Origin of the sequence: Mycobacterium sp. ACS4331 (assembly GCF_001667265.1) — a bacterium.
Lineage (GTDB): Bacteria > Actinomycetota > Actinomycetes > Mycobacteriales > Mycobacteriaceae > Mycobacterium.
On record NZ_LZHW01000087.1, the window covers coordinates 168011 to 189436 of the forward strand.

General features: G+C 67.0%; 18 protein-coding genes and 1 pseudogene. 8 read left to right on the forward strand and 11 right to left on the reverse strand.

All coding sequences use genetic code 11. The features are described from left to right. Positions 1–25: 25 nt before the first annotated feature. From A5727_RS20490 to A5727_RS20500, 3 genes are read right to left on the reverse strand one after another with little or no spacing between them, the layout of a single operon-like run. The gene (locus A5727_RS20490; protein WP_068254056.1) at positions 26–1108 is read right to left on the reverse strand and encodes a biotin/lipoyl-containing protein; all 1083 of its coding nucleotides are present in this window, start codon (positions 1106–1108) and stop codon (positions 26–28) included. Then, complete coding sequence (locus A5727_RS20495; protein WP_068254059.1) at positions 1105–2082, reverse strand: alpha-ketoacid dehydrogenase subunit beta; 978 nt, start codon at positions 2080–2082, stop codon at positions 1105–1107. The genes A5727_RS20490 and A5727_RS20495 overlap by 4 nt, the downstream gene beginning before the upstream one ends. Then, positions 2070–3137 carry a thiamine pyrophosphate-dependent dehydrogenase E1 component subunit alpha gene (locus A5727_RS20500; RefSeq protein WP_197507712.1) on the reverse strand — a complete coding sequence of 356 codons (1068 nt, stop codon included), beginning with the start codon at positions 3135–3137 and terminating at the stop codon, positions 2070–2072. The genes A5727_RS20495 and A5727_RS20500 overlap by 13 nt, the downstream gene beginning before the upstream one ends. Positions 3138–3331: 194 nt before the next feature. On the opposite strand from A5727_RS20500, the gene A5727_RS20505 reads away from it, so the two are divergent. Together A5727_RS20505 and A5727_RS20510 are read left to right on the forward strand one after the other, a co-directional pair. Continuing rightward, entirely contained in the window at positions 3332–4393 is a 1062-nt protein-coding gene (locus tag A5727_RS20505) for a phosphotransferase (RefSeq protein ID WP_082949923.1), read from the forward strand. Continuing rightward, the gene (locus A5727_RS20510; RefSeq protein WP_068254067.1) at positions 4390–7290 is read left to right on the forward strand and encodes an FAD-binding and (Fe-S)-binding domain-containing protein; all 2901 of its coding nucleotides are present in this window, start codon (positions 4390–4392) and stop codon (positions 7288–7290) included. Before A5727_RS20505 ends, A5727_RS20510 begins: the two co-directional genes overlap by 4 nt. A 113-nt stretch (positions 7291–7403) precedes the next feature. Here A5727_RS20510 and A5727_RS20515 read toward each other — a convergent pair whose 3' ends face one another. The 4 genes from A5727_RS20515 to A5727_RS20530 all read right to left on the reverse strand — a co-directional run bounded on the left by A5727_RS20515 (position 7404) and on the right by A5727_RS20530 (position 12048). Beyond that, a complete protein-coding gene (locus A5727_RS20515) occupies positions 7404–7937 on the reverse strand; it encodes a VOC family protein (RefSeq protein ID WP_197507713.1) in 534 nt (177 codons plus the stop codon). A gap of 17 nt (positions 7938–7954) precedes the next feature. Then, positions 7955–9169, reverse strand: coding sequence for an NAD(P)/FAD-dependent oxidoreductase (locus A5727_RS20520; RefSeq protein WP_068254068.1), 1215 nt, complete (start codon positions 9167–9169; stop codon positions 7955–7957). Positions 9170–9221: 52 nt separating this feature from the next. After that, positions 9222–10676 carry an aldehyde dehydrogenase family protein gene (locus A5727_RS20525; protein WP_068254071.1) on the reverse strand — a complete coding sequence of 485 codons (1455 nt, stop codon included), beginning with the start codon at positions 10674–10676 and terminating at the stop codon, positions 9222–9224. 61 nt (positions 10677–10737) lie between these two features. Further along, positions 10738–12048 carry an aspartate aminotransferase family protein gene (locus A5727_RS20530; RefSeq protein WP_068254073.1) on the reverse strand — a complete coding sequence of 437 codons (1311 nt, stop codon included), beginning with the start codon at positions 12046–12048 and terminating at the stop codon, positions 10738–10740. A gap of 578 nt (positions 12049–12626) precedes the next feature. Here A5727_RS20530 and A5727_RS20535 point away from each other — a divergent pair. The 5 genes and pseudogenes from A5727_RS20535 (at position 12627) to A5727_RS20555 (ending at position 16252) form a co-directional block, all read left to right on the forward strand. Continuing rightward, positions 12627–13394: an SDR family NAD(P)-dependent oxidoreductase gene (locus A5727_RS20535; protein ID WP_068254076.1), complete on the forward strand. Its 768-nt coding sequence runs from the start codon at positions 12627–12629 to the stop codon at positions 13392–13394. Between the two features lie 69 nt (positions 13395–13463). Then, positions 13464–13565: pseudogene (locus tag A5727_RS27615) on the forward strand (pyridoxal 5'-phosphate synthase lyase subunit PdxS); the annotation flags it as partial. Positions 13566–13701: 136 nt separating this feature from the next. After that, the gene (locus tag A5727_RS20545) at positions 13702–14505 is read left to right on the forward strand and encodes an IclR family transcriptional regulator (RefSeq protein ID WP_068254083.1); all 804 of its coding nucleotides are present in this window, start codon (positions 13702–13704) and stop codon (positions 14503–14505) included. A 9-nt stretch (positions 14506–14514) separates the two neighbouring features. Then, positions 14515–15294: an IclR family transcriptional regulator gene (locus tag A5727_RS20550; RefSeq protein WP_068254086.1), complete on the forward strand. Its 780-nt coding sequence runs from the start codon at positions 14515–14517 to the stop codon at positions 15292–15294. Between the two features lie 226 nt (positions 15295–15520). Then, entirely contained in the window at positions 15521–16252 is a 732-nt protein-coding gene (locus A5727_RS20555) for a DsbA family protein (RefSeq protein ID WP_068254088.1), read from the forward strand. A 7-nt stretch (positions 16253–16259) separates the two neighbouring features. On the opposite strand, the gene A5727_RS20560 is transcribed toward A5727_RS20555, so the two are convergent. The 3 genes from A5727_RS20560 to A5727_RS20570 all read right to left on the reverse strand — a co-directional run bounded on the left by A5727_RS20560 (position 16260) and on the right by A5727_RS20570 (position 18661). Further along, entirely contained in the window at positions 16260–17240 is a 981-nt protein-coding gene (locus A5727_RS20560) for a hypothetical protein (RefSeq protein WP_068254090.1), read from the reverse strand. Next, complete coding sequence (locus A5727_RS20565; RefSeq protein ID WP_157521477.1) at positions 17237–17950, reverse strand: hypothetical protein; 714 nt, start codon at positions 17948–17950, stop codon at positions 17237–17239. Before A5727_RS20565 ends, A5727_RS20560 begins: the two co-directional genes overlap by 4 nt. Positions 17951–18100: 150 nt before the next feature. Beyond that, the gene (locus A5727_RS20570) at positions 18101–18661 is read right to left on the reverse strand and encodes a TetR/AcrR family transcriptional regulator (RefSeq protein ID WP_068254097.1); all 561 of its coding nucleotides are present in this window, start codon (positions 18659–18661) and stop codon (positions 18101–18103) included. A gap of 113 nt (positions 18662–18774) precedes the next feature. Here A5727_RS20570 and A5727_RS20575 point away from each other — a divergent pair, with 113 nt between their 5' ends. Further along, positions 18775–19521 carry an SDR family oxidoreductase gene (locus tag A5727_RS20575; RefSeq protein WP_068254101.1) on the forward strand — a complete coding sequence of 249 codons (747 nt, stop codon included), beginning with the start codon at positions 18775–18777 and terminating at the stop codon, positions 19519–19521. A gap of 28 nt (positions 19522–19549) precedes the next feature. On the opposite strand, the gene A5727_RS20580 is transcribed toward A5727_RS20575, so the two are convergent. Further along, positions 19550–21250: a hypothetical protein gene (locus A5727_RS20580; RefSeq protein WP_502687698.1), complete on the reverse strand. Its 1701-nt coding sequence runs from the start codon at positions 21248–21250 to the stop codon at positions 19550–19552. Between the last annotated feature and the right edge of the window lie 176 nt (positions 21251–21426).

Genomic DNA, 21426 nt, shown 5'->3' on the forward strand with positions numbered 1-21426 from the left:
TCAGGCGCGAAACGGTGATTGGGGTCTATGAATCGAGAAGTTCGGCCACCCAACGGGGGTCGGAGATCCGCGTTCGGATGTCGTCGATGAGCTGGCCGATCTCGGCAGTGGTGATCGAGGGGTCGGCGACGACTGAAACTGTTGCGGTGCTGACGAACTCGATCATGGGACGTCCAGATGTCGAAGCGGCGACGATCGCGCGCTCGACAGCGGCACCGACGCAGACCTGCAGGCGGCACCCATCGTCGAGGGGACCGGTCACGCTGGACAGTCCCAGCCTGCCCACATCCTCCACGCCGATCCAGGCCACATCTGTTGTGAGTGACGCTCCCCCGCCGTCAGCGATCCGCGCACGGATCGCCGCTGGTGTCAGGTCCCGCGCCCGTGCGATGTGTTTTCCATCCACCGCGAGTTCGACCGCGTCGTCATCGATCAGGCGACGGCGGTGCACACTCGTGAAGAGGCTTGCCGCGACCGCGGCGGTGATCACAGTGGTGTCGGTGGGTGTCCCACTCAGCGGTGTCACGTCCAGTTCGGCGACCGCACACCTGGGCAGAGTCGGCGGAGACAGCGGTTGCATGGCGATGTGCTCGACCACGCGTGGTCTGTGCTGCGCCCGTTGCAGGGTGGACATCGATGTGGTCGCCGCGACAGCCGCGGCCCCCATCGTCTGCTCGACCATCGGCGGACTGTCCGCGGATGCCAGCGCCGCCAAGCGTCGTTTCCGTGGGCTCAGCTCGTGACGGCGCGGTGACACCTCCGCCGGGGCAGTCGATCTGCGTTTCCGGGGACTCTGGGTGTGGCGCCATACGACGGCCTTCGCCGGATCTGGGGGGTCAGCGGGCAGGCGGTCCGTCTCGGTGGCCAGCACTGTGTCGATCCGCGCCAGCGGGGTACCCACCGGGACGGTGTCGCCCTCTGCGACAAGCAGTTCCGCGATGCGCCCGGAGACCGGCGCCGGAACCTCGGTGTCCACCTTGTCGGTGGCGATCTCCAGAACGGGCGCCAGCGCGGTCACTGTGTCGCCCACCTTGCACAACCACTGCAGGACGGTTGCTTCGGTGACGGTCTCACCGAACTGCGGCATCGTGATCAGGGACGACGTCACTTCTGAACTGACTTCTCCACAGTCGCGACGATCCGTTCGACGGACGGAAGCACAAAGTCCTCCAACGAATCTGCCGAGGGCAGCGGGATGTAGGGCGTGGTGATCCGCTCGATCGGAGCATCGAGGTTCCAGAACCCCTCCTCCGCCACGATCGACACGACCTCTGCGCCCCACCCCAGTACCCGCGGGTTCTCCTCCACGGTGAAGAGTCGTCCCGTCTTGGCCAGCGAGGTGAGGACAGTCGCGATGTCGAGCGGCACGAGTGAGCGGAGGTCGATCACTTCGACGCTGATGCCCTTCTGCGCGAGCTCCTCGGCCGCCTCGGCAGCACGCGGAACCATCAGACCGAGGGCGACCACGGTGACGTCGCTGCCCGCTCGGACGATCTTGGCGGTGCCGAGCGTGTCGACGATCTCACCGTCGGGCACCTCACCCTTGGTGGGGTAGAGCCCCTTGGCCTCCAGAAAGATCACTGGGTCGTCGGAGCGGACAGCCGCGGCCATCAAGCCGATGAGGTCGGTGGGGTTGGACGGCGCGACGACTTTGAGCCCGGGTACGGCCATGGCCCAGTTGTCGATGGCCTGGGAGTGCTGCGCACCGAAGCGGAGTCCACCGCCGTTGCCGCTCTTCATCACCAACGGCATACTCACCTGTCCGTCTGTCATGTAGCGGGTCTTGGCGATCTGGTTGGCGACGATGTCCCAACACACGCCATAGAAATCGGAGAACATGATTTCGGCGATGGGCCGCAGCCCCGTCATCGCGGCCCCCATCGCGGCGCCGAGGATGGCCTGTTCGGCGATGGGGCAGTCGATGACACGCTTGGGCCCGAACTGCTCGAGCAGACCCTCGGTGGTCTTGAACACTCCCCCGGCGCCGGCGACATCCTCGCCCAGCAGCACGACGCGCTCGTCGCGGGCCATCTCCTGCGCGATCGCACGCGCGACTGCGCCGCGGTAAGTCAGTTCCGCCATGATGATCCTCCGTCGGCCCAAAGTTCGGTGAGTGCGGTCTCAGGAGCGGGCAGGGCGCCCGCGATGGCCTGCTCGGTGGCCTGCTCCACCGCCGCCGACGTCTCCGTCTCTATGGCGTCGAGCTTGGCCGCGTCGACACCCAGACGCAGGAGTCGCTCGCGGTAGATCTTGATCGGGTCGTAGGCCTTCCACGCCTCGACCTCCTCCTGCGGCCGGTACTTGCCCGGATCGGCACGTGAGTGGCCACCGTGGCGATACGTCACCGCCTCGATCAGGGACGGTCCTTCGCCGCCGCGGGCCCGGCTCAGGGCACGGACCGCCGTCAGGTGCACCTCGTCGGCGTCGTTGCCGTCGATGCATGTGGACTCCAGCCCATACGCCGACGCACGGTCGGCGGCGGGCCTGCCGACTGCGGTGATGCTCGCGGTGGAGGTGTACTCCATGTAGAGGTTGTTCTCACACACGAACACCACGGGCAGCTTGTACACCGCAGCGAAGTTGATGGCTTCGTGGAAAGCGCCGATGTTGGTCGTGCCGTCTCCGAAGAAGCACACCGCCACCTGGTCGGTGCCGCGGTACTGCGCCGAGAAGGCCGCCCCGTTCGCGATGGTCAGATGCGCACCGATGATGGCGTAGGAGCCCATCATCCCGTGATCCACGCTGGTGAGGTGCATGGATCCGCCCTTGCCGCCCATCAGTCCGTTGGCCCGGCCGAGGAGTTCCGCCATCACTGACGTCATCGACACGCCGCGAGCCAGGGTGTGCGCATGGCCGCGGTAGGTGGCGAAGGTGTAGTCATCGGGCCGCAGCGCAGCACCGAAACCTGCGGCCACCGCCTCCATGCCCAGAGACAGATGGGTCGTACCCTTCACCAACTGCCGCATGAACAGGTCGTAGGCCCGCTTCTCGAACTGGCGCATCTCCTGCATCTGCCGGTAGATCGCCAGGCGGGTCGGCAGATCGATCGGAGCCGCGTCGTGGTCCGCCGGCTGCGGCGGCATCACGGCCGGATGCGCCCCATACGGGTGGGCGTCGAGTGGTACCCGGATGCTCATTGGATCCCTTGTCTCTGAGGTCGATTCAGCAGAAATTATCATCACATGGACGAGGTGTCTATAGAATGGCGTCCAAGCCATTCTGAGGCGCCACACTCGAGAAAGTGCGCCCAGTCTGCATCGCCCATGCGACATGAAGTCCGGACAGTGATAAGAATTCCGTAGCTTCATGCAGATCCGAAAGGGACCCCACCATGCGCGCTAACCAGGCCCATGACGTGAACGTCGAGCCTGCAGCGATCCGCCAGCAGACGGTGGATCCCACGATGCCCCGCGTCCCGAAGCCGGAGAGCATCGACATCAGTGCCGTCGATGCCCAGTTCCACGACCGGCTGCTCGAAGCGATCGATTCACTGACCGACCCGAGCCGGATCGGCGAGCCCTGGGTCGTCACGCCCCTGGCGGGTGGCGCCACCAACCTCAACTTCTGCGTGCAGGCTGGCGAGCTGCGGCTGGCGATGAGGGTGTGCGGGGGCGACATCGAGCGACGGGTGGCCTGCGGCAGCCGCGCCCACGGCGCTGAGATCCAGGCCGCGGTCGCCGCCGGGGGCGTCGGCGTTCCGCTGTACGCGTACTCACTGCCCGAGGGGCATCTGCTCGCCGAGTTCATCGACGACGCCATCGCACTCAACCTCGAGGAGATGCGCGCGCGGAACCTGGTGGAGAGCATGGCCCGCCTGGTGCGCAGGCTGCACGAACTGCCGGCGATCAGCTGCACCTGGTCGGCAGTCGCCGACATCGAGCACTACCGACAGATCGCCGACCGGGAAGGCCTCGCCCTGCCCGACGACATCGACGAACTCCAGACCGCGGCAGCAGACATCGACCGCCTCACCGGCAGCGTCCCGGGTGCCTACGGCATGTGCCACAACGACCTGCAGATCCAGAACTTCCTGTTCGACGGCCAGCGACTGTGGTTGGTGGATTGGGAGTGGGGCGGGATGGGCAACCGGTACTTCGACCTGGGCGCCGTCCTGGTCAACAGCAACTGCACGCGGGAAGAGTCAGAGCTGTTCTGCCGCACCTATTTTGGTGATGCGGCAGATATCGAGGCGGAGCTGGCCAGGGCGCACCTCATGACCGTCACCTCAGCAATCCGGGAAGGCCTGTGGTCTGTTGCGGCCGCTCCCGTCCTGCCCAACGACTGGGACTACGACGCCTGGGCGGACACGTACTTCGGCCGGGCGCGCACCATTGTGCATTCCGATCAGTACCGCGAACTCATGGCACTGGCCGCTCCGCACCCCGCCCGATGACGCCCACTCCCGCGGTTCGGGAACTGGTCGCATCATTGAGCCGGTCGCGGCCCGGCCTCGACATCGATGTGTCGCCGCTCGCTCGCGCTCAATTCTCCTACGACGCATCGAATTACCGACTCACCCCCGAAGCGGTCGCCCATCCCCGCGATGTCGACGATGTCGTCGCGGTCGTCCGCGAGGCGCACCGTTTGAGGATTCCGATCACCACCCGGGGATCGGGCACCTCAATGGCGGGCAACGCGGTGGGCACCGGTGTGGTGCTCAACTTTGGCCGCCACATGAACAGGGTGCTCCACGTCGACGACGACGCCCGCACCGCCACCGTGGAGGCCGGCGTAGTGCTGGACACGCTGCAGGACGCCGTACGCGAACACGGGCTGATGTTCGGACCCGATCCGTCCTCACACAGCCGCGCCACACTCGGCGGCATGATCGGCAATGACGCCTGCGGCAATCATTCGGTGGCCTACGGGCGCACCGGCGATCATGTCCTCGCACTGGATCTGGTTCTCGCCGACGGCGTCCGGGCCCGCGCCGACAGCCACGGCATCACCGCGGCGGATCCGGCTGACGAGCCTCGCGTCCGCTCGATCGAGCAGGGCCTGCGCGGACTGATCCGGGACCACCTCGCCACACTGCGCACCGAACTCGACCGGGTGCCCCGCCAGGTGTCCGGCTACCACCTCCATCAACTGCTCCCCGAGCGGGGATTCGACGTGGCCCGCAGCCTGGTGGGCAGCGAGGGCACCCTCGCGGTCGTCGTCGCCGCCACGGTGCAACTGGTGTCACGGCCGTCCGCCAACGGGCTGACGGTCATCGGATACGACGACATCGCCCAGGCGGCCGAGGATGTCCCGACCATCCTCGAGCTCAAGCCGGCGGCTGTCGAGGGGATGGATCAGGCCATCGTCGAGACGATGCGGGCCAGGCGCGGCGAGTCCTCGGTGGGACAGATGCCCGAGGGCAGCGCCTGGCTGTATGTGGAGTTCCTCGAGGACGATCCAGAACTGGTCGCGCACAAGGTCGCTCATTTGAAGGACCGGCTGCGCACCGAAGGTCGTGCCCGTGAGGTTCGGTGGGTGACCTCGGCCCCGGAGCGGGCCGCCATCTGGCGCGTACGCGAGGACGGCGCCGGCCTGTCGGCGATCGGCCCGGGCGGCGTACGAACCTGGCCCGGCTGGGAGGACGCCGCGGTGGCTCCGGACCGGCTCGCAGACTACCTGCGCGACTTCCGGGATCTGTTGCAGGTGCACGGGTTCGACGGGGTGCTCTATGGGCACTTCGGAGCCGGCTGCATCCACGTTCGGATCAACTTCACCACCGACACGACGGCCGGGCGGGAGGCGATGCGCTCCTTCGTCGTGGCCGCAGCCGAACTGGTGACCCGTCACGGCGGCACGTTGTCCGGCGAACACGGCGACGGCCGATCTCGCAGCGAGCTGCTGCCTGTGATGTACGGCCCCGAGACGATGTCCGCCTTCGCCCAGCTGAAGAGGATCTGGGATCCAGACGGCCTGCTCAATCCGGGCGTCCTGGTGGACCCGGACGCCCTGAGCGCCCACATCCCGAGCGCACCGCCTGCACTTCCCGCGGCCTTCGCCCTTGTCGACGACGACGGTGACCTGGCCAAGGCGGCGGGCCGTTGCATCGGCATCGGACGCTGCATCGCCGACACCGGTGGGGTGATGTGCCCGTCGTATCGCGCCACCCACGAGGAGAAGGATTCGACCCGCGGCCGCGCCAGGGCTCTGCAGAGCTGGGCTGCCCGGGCCGACATCCCGGACACCGCCGACGGCCGGGACATTCTGCACACACTCGATCTGTGCCTGTCCTGTAAGGCCTGTTCGACGGACTGCCCGACGGGCACCGACATGGCCACCTACAAGTCTGAGTTCCTCCACCAGCACTACCAGGGCCGGATGCGCCCGCTGACGCACTACACGCTGGGTTGGCTCCCGACGGCCCTGCGCGCCACGCGATGGGTGGCTCCGGTGGTCAACGCGATGCTGTCCTCTCCGGCGGTGGTGCGCACCCTGCCCCGCGTCGCCGGGATCACGAGCCAGCGCCCGATGCCCAGATTCGCATCCTCTCGGACCATTTCGCGCGAACTGGCGACGGTCCCGCGCTCGGGCGGAGAAGCCCTGCTCTTCGTGGACTCCTTCACCCGGGGTTTCCGGCCTGAACTCGTCGGCTCCGCGCAGCGGGTGCTGGCCGCCGCCGGCGTGCGGGTCGAACTCGCACCGCAGGCGTGTTGCGGTCTGACCTGGATCACCACCGGTCAGCTCGGGGTCGCGCGTCGCGTCCTGCGCCGCACCGTCAGGCGCCTCAATCAGCCTGCGGTGAGCGGTCTTCCGATCATCGTGCTGGAGCCCAGCTGTGCCTCTGCGCTGGCACACGATCTGCCCGGGCTGGTGCAGCATGACGACGCGCGGGCGGTGGCCGGCCGGGTGCTGACGTTCGATCAGGCGCTGCACCAGCTGGCAGATCCCGAATGGCGGTATCCGGAGCTGCCCGAGAGCGGCACGCTGCAGACACACTGCCACGAGTACGCGACCTTCCGTTCCCACAAGCAGTCCGACTCGCTGCGCCGCCACGGGATGACGAATCTGCGGGAGGCCACCGGCTGCTGCGGTCTGGCCGGCAACTTCGGTTTCGAGGCGGACCATTATTCGACGTCGGTGGCCGTGGCCGGGCAGGCACTGCTGCCCGCACTGGACCGGACCGCCCAGGACGATGTCGTGCTCGCCGACGGGTTCAGCTGTGCGACGCAGATCGGCCAACTGCGCCCGGACCGCAGGCCCCTGCACCTCGCGCAGCTGCTGGACCAGCTGCTGACCGAACAGCCCACCCCCGCGGACCAGCGGTCACAGGGGCGACACCGCCCGCTCACCTGAGCTCCGACACCGAAAGGGCGCCTGTTCCGATGTTCAATCGGAACAGGCGCCTTATCGTCTGGCTGCCGCAGTCTGGCTGCCGAAGTTCCTACTGCCCTTGAGGTTTCGCGGCCCTAGCGGGCCGTCGGCCACACACTGTCGGGTTCTCGCCGTACCGCCGGAACCATGATGGCCTCCAGGTAGTAGCCGAAGCGGTCGAGGGTGTCGAAGTACGCGAAACCGCCCGAACCGTCCGCACCGTTGCCGAAACCGGCTTGGACGAGCGGGAACCCGGCCTGCTCCATCCTTTCGATCGAGCCGCGGAGATCACTGACGTACCAGCCGATGTGGTGCAGTCCCTGGCCGCGGTCCTCAAGCCACTCGTTGTAGATGCTGGGACCCGCGCCCGGCTCGATGAGCTCCACCTGGGGGTTCTCGCCGCACAGAGCGATGGTCATCGACCACTGGCCGGGTCCACCCCGATAGAGCCGCTCACCGAGTGTTTGACCGTCGTATTCCCACATTCGCCAGCCGGCCTGCGAGAATCCGATTGCGCCCCAGTCCCGGATGCCGGCCATCAGGTCCGGAACAACGATGCCGATCTGGCAGGGACGGCCGCCGGCATCGTTGATCAGGGGCACCTCGGCAGCGCAGTCGGTAGGCATCATCGGTTCAGGCAGCATCCTCATCCACTCTCTGTCGCGGGCGAGCCGGCGGCGTCGCCCGAATCCGTCGATGCATCAACAGCAATGGCACTGGGCCGATCGGGCAGCAGCCTGTCCGCGAAGGCGAAGGTGCGTGCCTCCCCGTGGACCGCCCACTCGGCGCCGAGTCGGCCCACGGCCGCTGAGACCGTCAAACCCATACCGCCGAGGCCACCCACGACGACGACCCGCGGGTCGCTCAGCTGTGGACCGACCAGGAAGTCGCCGTCCAGGCTGTTGGGGTACAGGCCACTCCAGCCGCCGTTGAGACTGGCGTCCTCCCATCCCGGGAACCTGTCCATCAACCCCTCGGCCAGTGACTCGAGGAACGCGTCGTCCACTCCTCGGCGATACCGGTCAGCGTCCGCCGACTCCTCGAGAAGTTCGTAGGTGTGCGCGCCGGCGATGAAGTTGCCCCGCTCACCCTCCGGCCGGATGTAGACACCCGCGTCCCCCGATCCCGGGAAGTACATCTGGATCATCGGGACTTCTCGACCGGCCAACGAAGGCACCTGGACCTGAGCAATCTGATGCCGTTGGTTGTGTGTCGTCGCGGTGGTGCCGAGCAGCCCCGACACCCGGCCCAGCCACGATCCCGCAGCATTCACCACGACATCGGCTTCGATGTCACCCTGCGTGGTCTTCAACGTGATCGCCGCGCCACTGGTGTCGGCTTCCAGCACTTCGCACCGTGGCCGGTAGACGACACCACGTTCCCTTCCGGCCGCGAGGTACGCCGCACACAGGCCCGGACCGTCGAGGTGCCCGTCGAGGGGACCGTACATTCCGCCGGTGATGTCGTCGGTGCGGATGCCGGGCACCATCTGCGCGATCTGCGCAGCGCTCACCGAGACGCTGGTCCCGTCGGTGATGCGGGCGACCGTCGACCGGATTCGCTCGAACTGCTCCGGCGTCCGGGCCACCCGGATGTAACCGGTGCGGTAGAGCCTGAGCAGACCGGCCGACTCCAGCTCGTCGAAGACGTTCAGGCTGTAGCGGCGCATCTCGAGGTCTATCCCGTCGAACGTCTGACGGTTGAACACCCCTGCGGACAGTCCACTCGAACCTTCACCGGCATAGGACTTGTCGATGACGGTGACCGACCTGGCACCGAGCTGTGCCGCGCAGAGCGCGGTGCTCAGGCCGGCCGCACCGGCTCCGATCACCACGACACGCGCGGCCCCCGCCGTCGTCACCGCATCACCACGGTGCGCTGGCCCGAGCTCCTGGCCACCGGGTGTTCTGTGCTCATCGCCGGGTGGTGTCGAGCGCGATGTGCTTGGTCTCGGTGTGCTCGAGGATCGCCTCGGTCGACAGCTCGCGGCCGACACCGGAGTGCTTCCAGCCGCCGAAGGGCATCTCCGTCACCGTCTTGCTGTGGTCATTGACCCACACAGTCCCGGCCTCGAGTTCCTCGGCCACCCGCAGGCCCCGATCGAGGCTCCGGGTCCACACGCCGCCCGACAGGCCGTGCTCCTGCTCATTGACCCACCCCAGGACCTCATCCTCGGTCTGGAACGACGTGACCGTGATGACGGGACCGAAGATCTCGGTCCGCTTGATCGGGTCATCGTGGCGCACACCGTCGAGCACCGTGGCCGGGTAGAAGTAACCCGGGCGGTCGGGGATCTTCCCACCCCTGACCACCGTGACATGCGGAAGCGCCGCCGCTTCGTCCACCAGCCGGGCCACCCGCTCCTGCTGCTGCTTGGACACCAGCGGGCCGATCACGGTCTCCTCGTCGAAGGCCCCGCCCAACGTCTGCTTCTCCGCGACCCGAACACACGCCTCGACGACACGGTCCTTGATGCTCTCGTGGGCGAAGATGCGCGAAAGGGCATGGCAGTCCTGCCCGGAGTTGCGGAACGTGCCCTGCGGCAGCGTGGCTTCGAAGAGTTCGAGATCGGCGTCGTCGAACACGATGACCGCCGACGGACCACCGAGTTCGAGGTGCAGCTTCTTCATCTCGGGAGCGGCGTTGGCGTAGATGATCTTTCCGGTCGAGGTCTCACCGGTCATCGAGATCATCGGCACCTTGGGATGGGTCACCAGCGCGTTTCCGACGGTCGGGCCATTGCCCATCACCAGGTTGAAGACGCCCGGCGGCAGGAACTCCTGCGCGATCTCGGCCACCAGGGAGGTGACGATCGGGGTCTCTTCGGCGGGCTTGACCACCACGGCGTTTCCAGCCGCAAGCGCCGGGCCGATCTTCCACACCAACAGCGCCAGCGGATAGTTCCACGGCACGATGCAACCGACCACTCCCAGCGGACTGCGCCGCGCGAAGCTCGTCAGTCCGTCCCGGAAGTTGCCCGAGTTCGGCACGGACATGTGCCGTGCTCCGTAGGCGAAGAACTTGATCCGGTCAGCGGATCCGAAGACCTCGGCGACGCCGGCGGAGACGGGCTTGCCCACCTCGAGCGCCTCAAGTGCGCCAAGCTCTTCGCGGCGCGCAACCAGCGCCTCCGCGAACGCCGAGAGTGCGTCGGCCCGCTCGCGGTAGGTCTTGCGACGCCAGACCTTGAAGCCCTCCAGGCTCGAGGCCACCGCCTGGTCGACTCCTTCGGTGCCCACGTCGGTGATCTGTGCGATCACTTCGCCCGTCGACGGGTCGAACACGTCGATCTTGGGACCGTCGAAGGCGACCCTCTTGCCGCCGATGATCGGATCCAGGGAAGGGATCACGCCCTCAAATCCAGCCATTCACTCTTGCCTTTCCATTGGGTGTGTCAATTCGGGGGTGCGACCGCGCGCCGCTGTCCGGCTATGCCAGGAGTGCGGGAAGCGAGTCGTCGATCGCAGCGATCGTGCGGTCGATGTGCTCCTCGGTGTGTGCCGCGCACAACAGGATCAAGCCGCGTTCGGCGATATGGATGCCGCGGTCGAGCAGCAGAGCCGTCAACTGGGCCACCGCTTTACGGTCGTCCTTGACGGCTTCGGCGTAGGTTGTCGGGACGTCGATGCCCCAGAACACCTGCAGCACGGCCCCGCAGTTGTTCACTGTCAGTGGGGCTGAGTGCTTGGCTGCCACCGCGCGAATCCCCTCGGCGAATCGGTCGCTGAGTCGGTCCAGATGCGGGTAGATCTCGTCCTTGCGGGCGTGCAGCTCGTCGAGGGTGGCGATGCCGGCGGCCAACGACAGCGGCGAGCCGTTGAACGTCCCCCCGGGTCGGATTGGTCCGGACGTGACGGGCTCCATCGCCGACCGCGTGCCGCCGAGAAGCGCGATCGGGAAACCGGAGGCCATCGCCTTGGACATCACGGTCAGGTCGGGTCTGGCCCCGAGCCTGTCCTGGGCGCCACCCAATGCCACCCTGAATCCGGTGAGGACCTCGTCGAACACCAATAGTGCACCGTACCGATCGCACAGATCGCGGACGCCGTCGAGGTATTCCCTGGTGGGGATGAAGGTTCCGAAGTTGCACGGAATCGGTTCCATGAACACCGCAGCGACGGGCGGGCCGTCGGCCAGGGCCTGCTCCAGCGACTCCAAGTCATGCCAGCGTGCGATCGTCACCTGATCACTGGCCACCATTCCATCGACATAATGGGTTGGCGCGCAGGGTGATTCGGATACCGCAGGCATCCATGGGGTGTTCACACACAACGGCTCGGCCCAGCCGTGGTAGTGACCCTCGAATTTCACGATCCGCCGACGGCCCGTCTTGGCCCGCGCCACCCGGACGGCGAGGTGGATGGCCTCGGTGCCGGTGGCGGAGAACGCGATCACGTCGACGGACGGAACCGTTGCCGCGATGCGCTCGGCCAGTTCCGCTTCATTCGGACTGACAGCACCCAGAATGATGGACTCGTTCAGCGCCTTTTCGACCGCTGCCAGAACCGCGGGTGGCCTGTGCTCCAGAAGCACTGGCCCCAAGCCGAGGACGAAGTCGACATACTCCCGGCCGGCGACGTCCGTCACACATGCCCCCGCCGTCGACACCACAGCGAGAGCGTCTGCGGCGGTTCGCAGGCGAGCAGCCGAGGCCGCGCCTCGCGCCACCACCTGCACCGCCCGGTCGAGCACCTCGCGATTGGACGGGGCGGAAGGAGCTGAGTCCGGCTTCACCGGCATGAAATTACCATCCTTCGAACTCATCGTCTACCTATTGATAGGATCTCCCCCGTGGCCCGGGGCCGCCCCACAGAACCCCGGAGCCAGCGGGTTCAGGCCGATTCCGACACTGGGTTCGACACGCGATCCCGCACCGAGTCCCCCGGTCGGATCCGGGCGACCGGCGCCCTCCCGCGAGGAGCTGCGGCGTCATCCTAACGATCGTTAGGCTAGGGTAGCCAGTGACTCGTGATCGCGCAACAGCCCGCGACACTCAACCCCCGGGGTCCCGTCGCCAGCGCGACACTTAAACGCGCGAGACCTAAACGTCTGCGAAAACACGCCGCACTGGCTCGCAGAGGTTCAAGCCGCGGCGTCGAGGTGCTCGCAGCCGTGGACACACCGAGACCGACACCGACGAAATTTCCTCGCGCCCTCAGGATTTGCGCCGAATCTGTTGCCTGAACAACTAACGCGCGTTAGTGTCTGGCAGTCTGAATCGTCACCCCAATGGGACGACGGAAGCCTTGTCCCTACAGCGGGGCCGGAGAACCGCTGACCGAGCATCGAACCTCGTTCGTTCCAGAAAGGCACCAACTATGACGGCCAATGAATCCCGCGTTGCCCTGGTCACCGGCGGCAACAGTGGTATCGGACTCGCCACTGCCCAACTCCTCAGCGAACGGGGTTACGCGGTCGCCATCTGCGGCCGGGATGCGGGCCGTCTCGAAACTGCAGTCAACGAAACCGGTGCCAAACTTGCCGTGCAGGCCGATGTCTCCGATCGGGACGCGGCGTACGCGGTGGTCGATGAGGTCGTCGGCACGCTCGGTCGTCTGGATGCACTGGTGAACGCGCACGGCATCCTCGGTGCGCCAACTCCTCTGGCCGACCTCACACCCGAGCAGTGGCACACCATGTTGAACATCAACCTGCTCGGACCGATCTGGACCACCACGGCAGCCGCCGCCGAACTCAGCAAGACCCAGGGCGCGGTGGTGAACGTTTCGTCGATCAACGCCATCCAGGCTGAGCAGCAGATGGCACCGTACGGCGTGTCCAAGGCAGGACTGGTGGGCTTCACCAAGTACGCCGCGGCCGACCTCGCAGCCAAGGGAGTTCGGGTCAACGCCGTACTTCCCGGCTGGGTGCACACACCGATGGCCGCCCCCCACTTCGAGGAGGCCGGGGTCACCGACGGCCGGATGTCGACCAACTACATGGGCCGCGCCGCGAGTCCGCGCGAACTAGCCCAGGTGATCGCGTTCCTGCTGTCCCAGGAGGCGAGTTTCATCACCGGCGCAGAGATCGTCGCCGACGGCGGGCACTGGATCAAGATGCAGGATCTGGCCCCGATCACGGACTGACATCGGCGAAACCCTTTGTTGTCAAAGTAAATCAACGTCTGCCAGCAGGGCGGGGTCTCGCGGATGAGCGACCCCGACATGCTCGCCACGGTCTCGCGCGGACTCGGTGAGGCAATGGACGGCGTCAACGTCGAGGACATCGCGGCGACGTACCGCCTCGCCGAACGCGGCTCGCAACCCGGTCAGTTGCCGGTTGGCGTCGAACCCACCGCGTTATCGTCTTACTGTGCCTACAACCAACGGCGAGTCGCCACCAAAGGTCGCATCGGGCGGGTCTGCCGCACCGACGATCAAGGTGTTGGTGAAGATGAGCGACACACTGACCGCACTGGCCGAGCATGAGTCCCTCAGTGCGACCCAGATTTCCGAGATCATCCGGGAACCCCGCAGCAGCGTTTACCGTTTGTTGCGCACGATGCGCCAGCACGGATACGTCGACCGCGCGCACCGCGGGGAGTTCGTGCTCGGTACACGACTCCTCCAGCTCGGAGCCGGCGTCGCGGCGCGATTCAACCTCCGCGAAGCTGCGCTTCCACGCATGTGGGAGTTGCGGGATGAGACCGACGCGACGGTGCTGCTCTTCGTCAAGCGCGGCGACCACGCCATCTGTGTCGAACGGTTCGACGGACGCTACGTGCGCTGGGAGATCACCGATGTCGGTGATCTCCTTCCGCTGTACGCGGGCGCGGCCCCTCGATTGATGCTCGCGTTGTCGTCGGATGAGGAGATCGACCGATACCTGGACGAGGCCACCATCGAGGCGCCCACCAAGCACTCACCCACATCGCCCCGCCGGGTCCGGGAAATGCTGGCGGAGATCAGAACCACCGGAGTCGCGGTCAGCGACCAGGACCTGGTGATCGGGGTCGCGTCCATCGCCGCCCCGATCAGGAACCATGCGGGTGAAGTGGTGGGAGCGATGTCGTACTCCGGCCTCGCAGCCGCCCTTCTGGGCAATGGCAACCGCGACAAGTCCATCGCGCTGATCAAGGCGGCAGCCCTGGCCACCTCCCGGGATCTGGGATGGAATCCCGACCGGAACGCTGCAGTGGAACATTCGAATGAATCGACCCAACCCGACGCCGGCGCTTCCACATCAAGCCTCGGTTAGAGTCCGATCGTGACTTCACGCGCAGGGTCCTCCAAACGCGCCTCGCCTGACCAGTCGGTCGAACTCATCGCCAAGGCTGACGAAGTGCTCGAACTGCTGTTGTCGACTCCGTCCCTGACCGTCGCGCAGATCGCCGAGGGTGTCGGCATGCCGCGGCCAAGCGTGTACCGGTTGCTCTCGACGCTGGAGGCAGTGGGATTCGCCCGACCGACGGCTGCGGGAAATCGTTATCAACTTGGACTACGACTCTTCGAGTTGGGTCAGATCGCCAGCGCCAGAAATCCTCTCGTCAATCAGGCGCGGTCCGCCATGGAGGAACTCGCCCGCATCACCGGGGAGTCGGTGTTCCTGACGGTGCGGCGGGGGGACGAGGCACTGTGTCTGGCCCGAATCCCGGGCGCACGAACGGCACTGATGGTCCTCGACGCGGGTGGGACGTTGCCGCTTCACGTGGGAGCAGGACCACGCCTTCTCCTGGCGAGCGCCGACGACGCGGACATCGAGGACTACATCGCGCGCTGCGCCACGACTGCGGAGCCGCCCTACCAACTGCAGGACGTTGACCACCTGCGCGCTCAGCTTCGCACCGCCCGCCAGGACGGGTACTCACTCAGTGAGGAGGACGTGGTTCCCGGTGTCGCGACGATCGCCGCGCCGCTCCGAAATCGCCAGGGGGTGACCGTCGCTGCCCTCTCTGTTGGAGGTGCCCGCGACGTCGTGTCCGGTGAGGACCCAACGAGACTCGCACGCACCATCGTGGAAGTCGCTGAAAGCATCCGGCTGGAGTGACAGGATTGCCGTCAAACACGTTTCCGTGGCGGCGTTCTCGAGACTCCCTCGCCGGCCAACTCAAGGCCTCCGCCGTTGAGCCGACAGCGGCCTCCTCGACGGTTCTATGCGTGGCCTCCCCTTATGCCTCCCAGCCGAACGGTCTGGGCTTGAGTGTGGGATCAGCCGCCTGGCAGCACCACTGCTCTGAGCCACGCTGAGAACAGGTTCGTCCTAGGCTGGCGAGATGCACGATCCGTATGGGGGGACCGGCCCGACCTTCCGCGATCGCACTCGTAAGCGGGTCGTCCAGATCAGCCTCACCGCCTGCGTGGTCGTCGTTTCGGTCGTGGTGGTGGCGGTTTACCTGATCGTGGGCCGAGAACAACTCACGGCGGGATCCGCCGTCGCCGGTTCGACCACGGCCGGGCAGGTGGAGTCGGTCCGGGTGTCATCGGACACGTTGATCACCAAGGACGGCGAGCCCAAGGTCGTGGTCGCGTTGTACGAAGACTTCCTCTGCCCGGCCTGTGGCCGGTTCGAGAAGGAGTTCGGCCCGACCATCGCGGCCCTGATCGACTCCGGGACGATCGCCGCCGACTATTACCTGATCGCCATCCTGGACGCCCCCTTCAGCCAGCACTATTCGTCGCGGGCGGCTGGTGCGGCCTACTGTGTCGCAGACGATTCCGTCGAGGCGTTCCGCCGTTTCCACGCCGCGCTGTTCGCCGACCAGCCCGACGAGTTCTCCGGCAGCTTCCCCACCGACGAGCAGTTGGCCGCCACCGCTCGGGCGGCCGACTCGACCGGTGACGCCGACGACTGCATCACCAGCCATCGGTATGTGCCGATGGCGCAGGGGCTGTCGAAGGCCACCGGTGTGTCGGCCACTCCGACGGTTCACATCAACGGCGAGGATTACGAGCTCACCACGCCCGAGGCCCTGGCCGACCGGGTCACCGAGCTCGCCAACCGCTGAACAACGCTCAGGCACTGCACGCGTACTCGGCAGCGCTGCCGGCGCCACCCAAACCCGCGGCCCCAACAAACTGCAGCCGGATGGAGTTGGACCTCGGCACCACGACGGCAACCCCATCCTGGCGAGTCCACTGCGCTGGGATGAAGACCAGCTGGTTCCCCGACTGCAGGAGCAGCTTGAGCCCGTCATACCGAAACCCGTACGCCGCATCCGATGCAGGACAATGAGTTTGAGTCACACCCGGGGCCGCGATGTTGAGGCTCTTCTCGCTGTACAGGATGGTGTTCGGGTAGGTGGGGAGTTCCGCCACGAACTGGGCGGCGCGCGACCGGCCCACCGCTGCGGAGTAGTCGTTGGCGGCCCAGAACAGGCTCAGCCCGACCAGTACGAAGATCGTCGCCCACTCGGCCAACGTGAGCCCAGTCAGGCTTTCGCCTCCTGTGGGCGCCAGGAGGCTGCGACGCATGTAGGCGGCGTACGCGAGCAGCAGTACCCCCACCGCGAGCACGAGGGGTGCCGCAGCCACGCGGTCGTTCAGCGGAGTGTGGACGACGACGCTCAGCGCGCCCGCGGTGGCCCCGGCCGCGCCGATGACGGTGATCACCCAACTCGCCTGTCGCCAGCGCGGATTCGACGGGTCCGCAGCGATGCGGCGGCTGATGAGGTGGTGCACGCGAAAGACGAGCAGTCCCGCGATCGCCAGGACCACCAGTGGTACGAACAACCCGTCCTGGCTGCGCATCAGATAGTCCGTCGTGGTCAGCCCCAGCGTCGTCGAATGCACGCCGAAGTAGTCGAAGAAGTAGTACGCGTGTGACCAGCCGAAGTAGAACAGCAGGGCGGTGACCGCCGTCGTCGGCGCCACCGCCGCACCCACAAAGCGAGCCAACCGCGGCAGGTCCGACGACGGCCTCGGCGGTTCTGGGTCACTCGGCGGGGCGGGCGTCGCTGCCGTCGGGCCGTTGGCGTCCGTTGTCGTGGCGGTCATCCGGCACCCTCGGGCTCAGTGGTGCCGGTCTCGGACGTCGACGTGTCAGGTGCCGCGGTGCCGGTTTCGGACGTCGACGTGTCCGGTTCTGGGGTGTCGGAAGACGGCACCGGCGTCTCGGAATCAGAGTCCGGATCCGGGTCGGTGACAACGGGTTCCGTGTAATGCCAGACGCAGTCCAGCACGATGGTCACCGGCTTGGTGTAGGTGACGGCTTCCTTGTGGTCCGGGCTCGGCACGAACGCACAGATGGTCCGCTCAGCCGAGGCGGCCGGCGGTGTCTCCGGCTCCTGGCGGTCGGCGGTCACCGTGAACCCGCACAGCGTGCCGTCCGGGCACTGACTGCGAATGGAGTCCTCCACGAAACCGATGACCCCGCCCGGGTATGTTTCATCGTCGTCGACGGGCTGCCCATCCTGTTGGATCGCCGGGATCGTGATGGGTGAGGCCAACGCCTCGCCCTCGTTGGACCCCGCGTTGATCGGGCCGCCCTTGCCTCCGCCCTGCGCCTGTCCGATCGGTCCGCCTCGTGCCCCCTGCTCCGTCGGCCCGCCGCCAGATCGTGGTTGCGTGGTCGGACCTTCGGCAGCGGCGGTGGTCGGCTGAACCGCCGACTCGGACGCCGTCTGCTCGACCTGCTTGGCGCAGCTCGCCAGGAGCAGAAGGCAGACCGCCGCAGCAGTTGTGCGCATGGTCCTTCGGGATGACATGAACCGATGGTGACCACGCGGGGCTGCGCGAGCGTGCGTAGTGCGCTACCCGACCTGGTTCCGCGGCACTCCTTGATCCACAGGCTCGCAAGCCCCTGAGCTGGCCCTACAGTGAATTACACACATGTTATTCACACCCGCCGCGCCAGATCACGGCGCAGATGGCGGTCTCGGCCACCCCGCCATGGCAAGCTCCGCGACAGCATGCAGATCCTCCCTGCTGGCGCCGCTGCGCGCCTGCACCGCGATCCCCTGACACACGGCGGCGATCCAGCGGGCCAGCAGCAGTGGGTCGACACCGGACAACTCTCCATCCGCCACCGCGGTGTCGAACCGTTCCGCGAGTTGCTGCACCGTCGTATCGCGTACGGCGGCCAGGCCCGGGGCCTCACCGACCGTCAGGCACCCGCGAATCTCGCCACTGACCGTATCGGCCGCACCGTGCACCATCGCCTCGGCGACCTCGCGGGCCGTCCGCCGGGCCAGCGCCTCGGCGAGGTAGGCGCTCGGGCCCGTGAGGTAGCGCCGCAGGGCACGGTCGAACAGGTTCTCCTTCGACCCGAACTCGGCATAGATGCTGCGCCGATTCACCCCGGTCGCGGCGGCGACGTCGGAAATGGAGACTCCGTCGAAGCCGTGCTCCCAGAACAGCTTCATCGCCGCGGTCTCGACGTCCTCGGGGTCATACTCCCGTGGTCTGCCGACCGCCATTGCGGACCACCCTTCTGTGATGCCGGTCATACTGGGAATGCACACCCCGCGACAGGACTTGACCTCAACGTACTTAGTAACAATACGGTTCGTAATTACGAGAGGCGCCTGACATGAGCACAACACCCCTGACCGGACGACGAGCGCTGGTGACCGGAGGGTCGCGCGGGATCGGTGCGGAGATCGTCCGGCGACTGACCAAGGACGGCGCCGCGGTGGCCTTCACCTACTCAGCCTCCGCCGGCCACGCTGACAAACTCGTCGCCGAGCTCACCGCCAACGGAGCCACCGTCGTGGCCCTGCAGGCCGATGCCGCGGATGCGACTCAGGCCGCGAACGCGGTCGAGCAGGCCGTGACCGCGCTCGGCGGCCTGGACATCGTGGTGAACAACGCGGCCGTCGCCCACATCGCGCCGATCGACGAGTTCCCCGGCGAGGAGTTCGACCGCCTGGTGGCGATCAACATCGGCAGCACGTACTGGACGACCCGAACCGCGATCAAGCACCTCGGTGAAGGTGGACGGATCATCAACATCGGCAGCATCAACGCCGACCGGATTCCCGGACCCGGACTGTCGGTGTACGGCATGACCAAGGGTGCGGTGGCCTCATTCACCCGCGGGCTGGCCCGCGATCTCGGTGACCGCGGCATCACCGTCAACAACGTGCAACCCGGGCCGATCGACACCGACGCGAACCCCAAGGAGGGTGACTTCGCGGAGAGCCTCAAGCAGGTCACCACACAGGGCCGCTACGGGCACACCAGCGACGTCGCGTCCTTCGTGAGCTTCCTGGCCGGCCCCGAGTCCGGCTACATCACCGGCGCGAATCTCAACGTCGACGGCGGCTTCACGGTGTGACGATCCGCAACCTTTGGCGCACTCGCCGTCACGGCGCGAACAGGATGCCGTCGTCTGACGCCGTCGCCAGCAGTTCGGGGATCGTCAACTTGCCGTAGCCGGCGTGGACGGGTCCACGCTTGGTGCCCAGGAACGGCACCACACCGGGGTCCGGGGTGACGTCGAGGTGGTAGGCCTGCACGCCGGGCAGGTGGTACTGGAAGAAGTTCATCAGGTAGTCGACCAGGAAGATCACGCTGCCGGTCAGGCTCTTGCCCCACAACGCGGACGCGTTGTACAGCGGGGTCATGGCGGCGGGATCTCCGACCATGACGATCGGCCCGTAGTGCGGCTTGCTGCCACCGGCGGGCACGAAGGGCGGCATGAAGGGTTGCAGGCCAGGCAGATCGGTCGCCATGTACGGAGCGGAGCTTCCATAGGTTCCGATGTTGACGAACATCGAGTCGGTGCCGTTGCCGTCGACGGTGGTGTTGATGCCGGGAGCCTCGAACCCGATGCCGGCCAGGCCGGTCTGCTGCGCGACGTACTGGGCCTCCCAACCGCCGAGCGAGTGACCCGTGACGAAGACATCGTCCTCGCTGTAGCCCTGCAGCGCGGCCTCGGCCAGCACCTCCTCGGCGAAGTCGTGGGCGTCGTAGAAGGCCCACGGGGTGCTGCCCGTGAAGACCACCTGCAGATCCGCGACCAACTGGGGAATCACGATCAGCGGGTTGAACAGCAGGTGCGTCCCGCCGGTCGTGCCCTGGTAGGCGATGATCACCTGCCCCTCGGGGGTCACCCAGGCCTTACCGACCATGCCGGTGAGGAGGTTGGTTCTCTGCATCTGGTGGCCGTTGACCACGAACGGCTTCAGGTCACCGGGGGTGGACCCGAGCACGTACGCGGCCGTCGAGGCGTTGAGGAACTGTTCCACCGTCGGGGTCAACCGGTCCGTCGGGCCGTCGTAGACCAGCGTCGGAACCTCGGGTTGCGGCGGCGGGTCCTCCCACAGGCCCAGCAGTCGCTCGATCTCACGGAAGGCGCCGAAGATCAGGTCGTTGATCGGACCGAGGCCGATCGGAAGCGTCGGGCTGTTCGCCGAGGAGGTGAAGTCGAGAGCCTCCAGCACCGCGTTGACGATCCGGCCGGGAAGCTCCAGCAGCTTGGCGACCGGTGAGAGAGGTTGCGGCGGGCTGGGTGTCGTGGTGTCGACGGTGGTCGAGGTGATCGCGGCCAGCGGTGCCAGCGAGCCGACAGGGGTGCTGGCCGCGGGCTCGGCCTGCGCCTGAAGTGCGGTCGACGCCGCGGCGCCCGGGAGTTCCGCCCGCGGGGCGGGCGGCGCGACGGCCGCACCGAGTTCGTGGCGCAGTGATCGGCCGAACGCCGGCAGAGGACGTCTGAGGGTGAGCGTGTCGCGCACGCTCACCGCCTCGAGCGCGGACGCCTGCTCGATCGGACCCGGCTCCACGACAACGACTTCGGGACTGATCGGGTCAGGCGAGACGGGGCTGCCGGCCTGCGGTGAATCCAGCACCTGGCCGTCGGTCACCGCCGACGGCGCTTGTGTGGTCTGCGTGGGCGCGCCCACTGTGGTGTCGCCAGTCCCGACGTCACGATCCGGCCGCGTCCAACGGTCCTTGGCCCTGGTCAGGGCATCCGCGACGCGACCAGCGAGATCGGGCGTGCGTTCATCGGCCCGCTCGGCCTTGCGGACGCCGAACGGTCTGCGAAGATCCCTGGGCCCCGACACCCGATCATCGCGGTCGGCGGGACCGGCCGAACCGATCCCGGAGGGGCCGGCACTGCCGGTCGACTCCGATGCCACCCCGGGGGCGGCCTCATCGGCCCACGCGGTGCCCGGCGCGGGCGTGAATGCGATCCCGCCGGCGAGCGCCACCGCCGCGACGCCGTACCGAAACCATCTGT

What these genes read in the sequence shown, in the direction of transcription:
- A5727_RS20495 (WP_068254059.1), bottom strand. Translation starts at nt 2,082, where the DNA reads ATGGCGGAACTGACTTACCGCGGCGCAGTCGCGCGTGCGATCGCGCAG.
- A5727_RS20500 (WP_197507712.1), bottom strand. Translation starts at nt 3,137, where the DNA reads ATGAGCATCCGGGTACCACTCGACGCCCACCCGTATGGGGCGCATCCG.
- A5727_RS20505 (WP_082949923.1), top strand. Translation starts at nt 3,332, where the DNA reads ATGCGCGCTAACCAGGCCCATGACGTGAACGTCGAGCCTGCAGCGATC.
- A5727_RS20510 (WP_068254067.1), top strand. Translation starts at nt 4,390, where the DNA reads ATGACGCCCACTCCCGCGGTTCGGGAACTGGTCGCATCATTGAGCCGG.
- A5727_RS20515 (WP_197507713.1), bottom strand. Translation starts at nt 7,937, where the DNA reads ATGATGCCTACCGACTGCGCTGCCGAGGTGCCCCTGATCAACGATGCC.
- A5727_RS20525 (WP_068254071.1), bottom strand. Translation starts at nt 10,676, where the DNA reads ATGGCTGGATTTGAGGGCGTGATCCCTTCCCTGGATCCGATCATCGGC.
- A5727_RS20530 (WP_068254073.1), bottom strand. Translation starts at nt 12,048, where the DNA reads ATGCCGGTGAAGCCGGACTCAGCTCCTTCCGCCCCGTCCAATCGCGAG.
- A5727_RS20535 (WP_068254076.1), top strand. Translation starts at nt 12,627, where the DNA reads ATGACGGCCAATGAATCCCGCGTTGCCCTGGTCACCGGCGGCAACAGT.
- A5727_RS20545 (WP_068254083.1), top strand. Translation starts at nt 13,702, where the DNA reads ATGAGCGACACACTGACCGCACTGGCCGAGCATGAGTCCCTCAGTGCG.
- A5727_RS20555 (WP_068254088.1), top strand. Translation starts at nt 15,521, where the DNA reads ATGCACGATCCGTATGGGGGGACCGGCCCGACCTTCCGCGATCGCACT.
- A5727_RS20560 (WP_068254090.1), bottom strand. Translation starts at nt 17,240, where the DNA reads ATGACCGCCACGACAACGGACGCCAACGGCCCGACGGCAGCGACGCCC.
- A5727_RS20565 (WP_157521477.1), bottom strand. Translation starts at nt 17,950, where the DNA reads ATGTCATCCCGAAGGACCATGCGCACAACTGCTGCGGCGGTCTGCCTT.
- A5727_RS20570 (WP_068254097.1), bottom strand. Translation starts at nt 18,661, where the DNA reads ATGGCGGTCGGCAGACCACGGGAGTATGACCCCGAGGACGTCGAGACC.
- A5727_RS20575 (WP_068254101.1), top strand. Translation starts at nt 18,775, where the DNA reads ATGAGCACAACACCCCTGACCGGACGACGAGCGCTGGTGACCGGAGGG.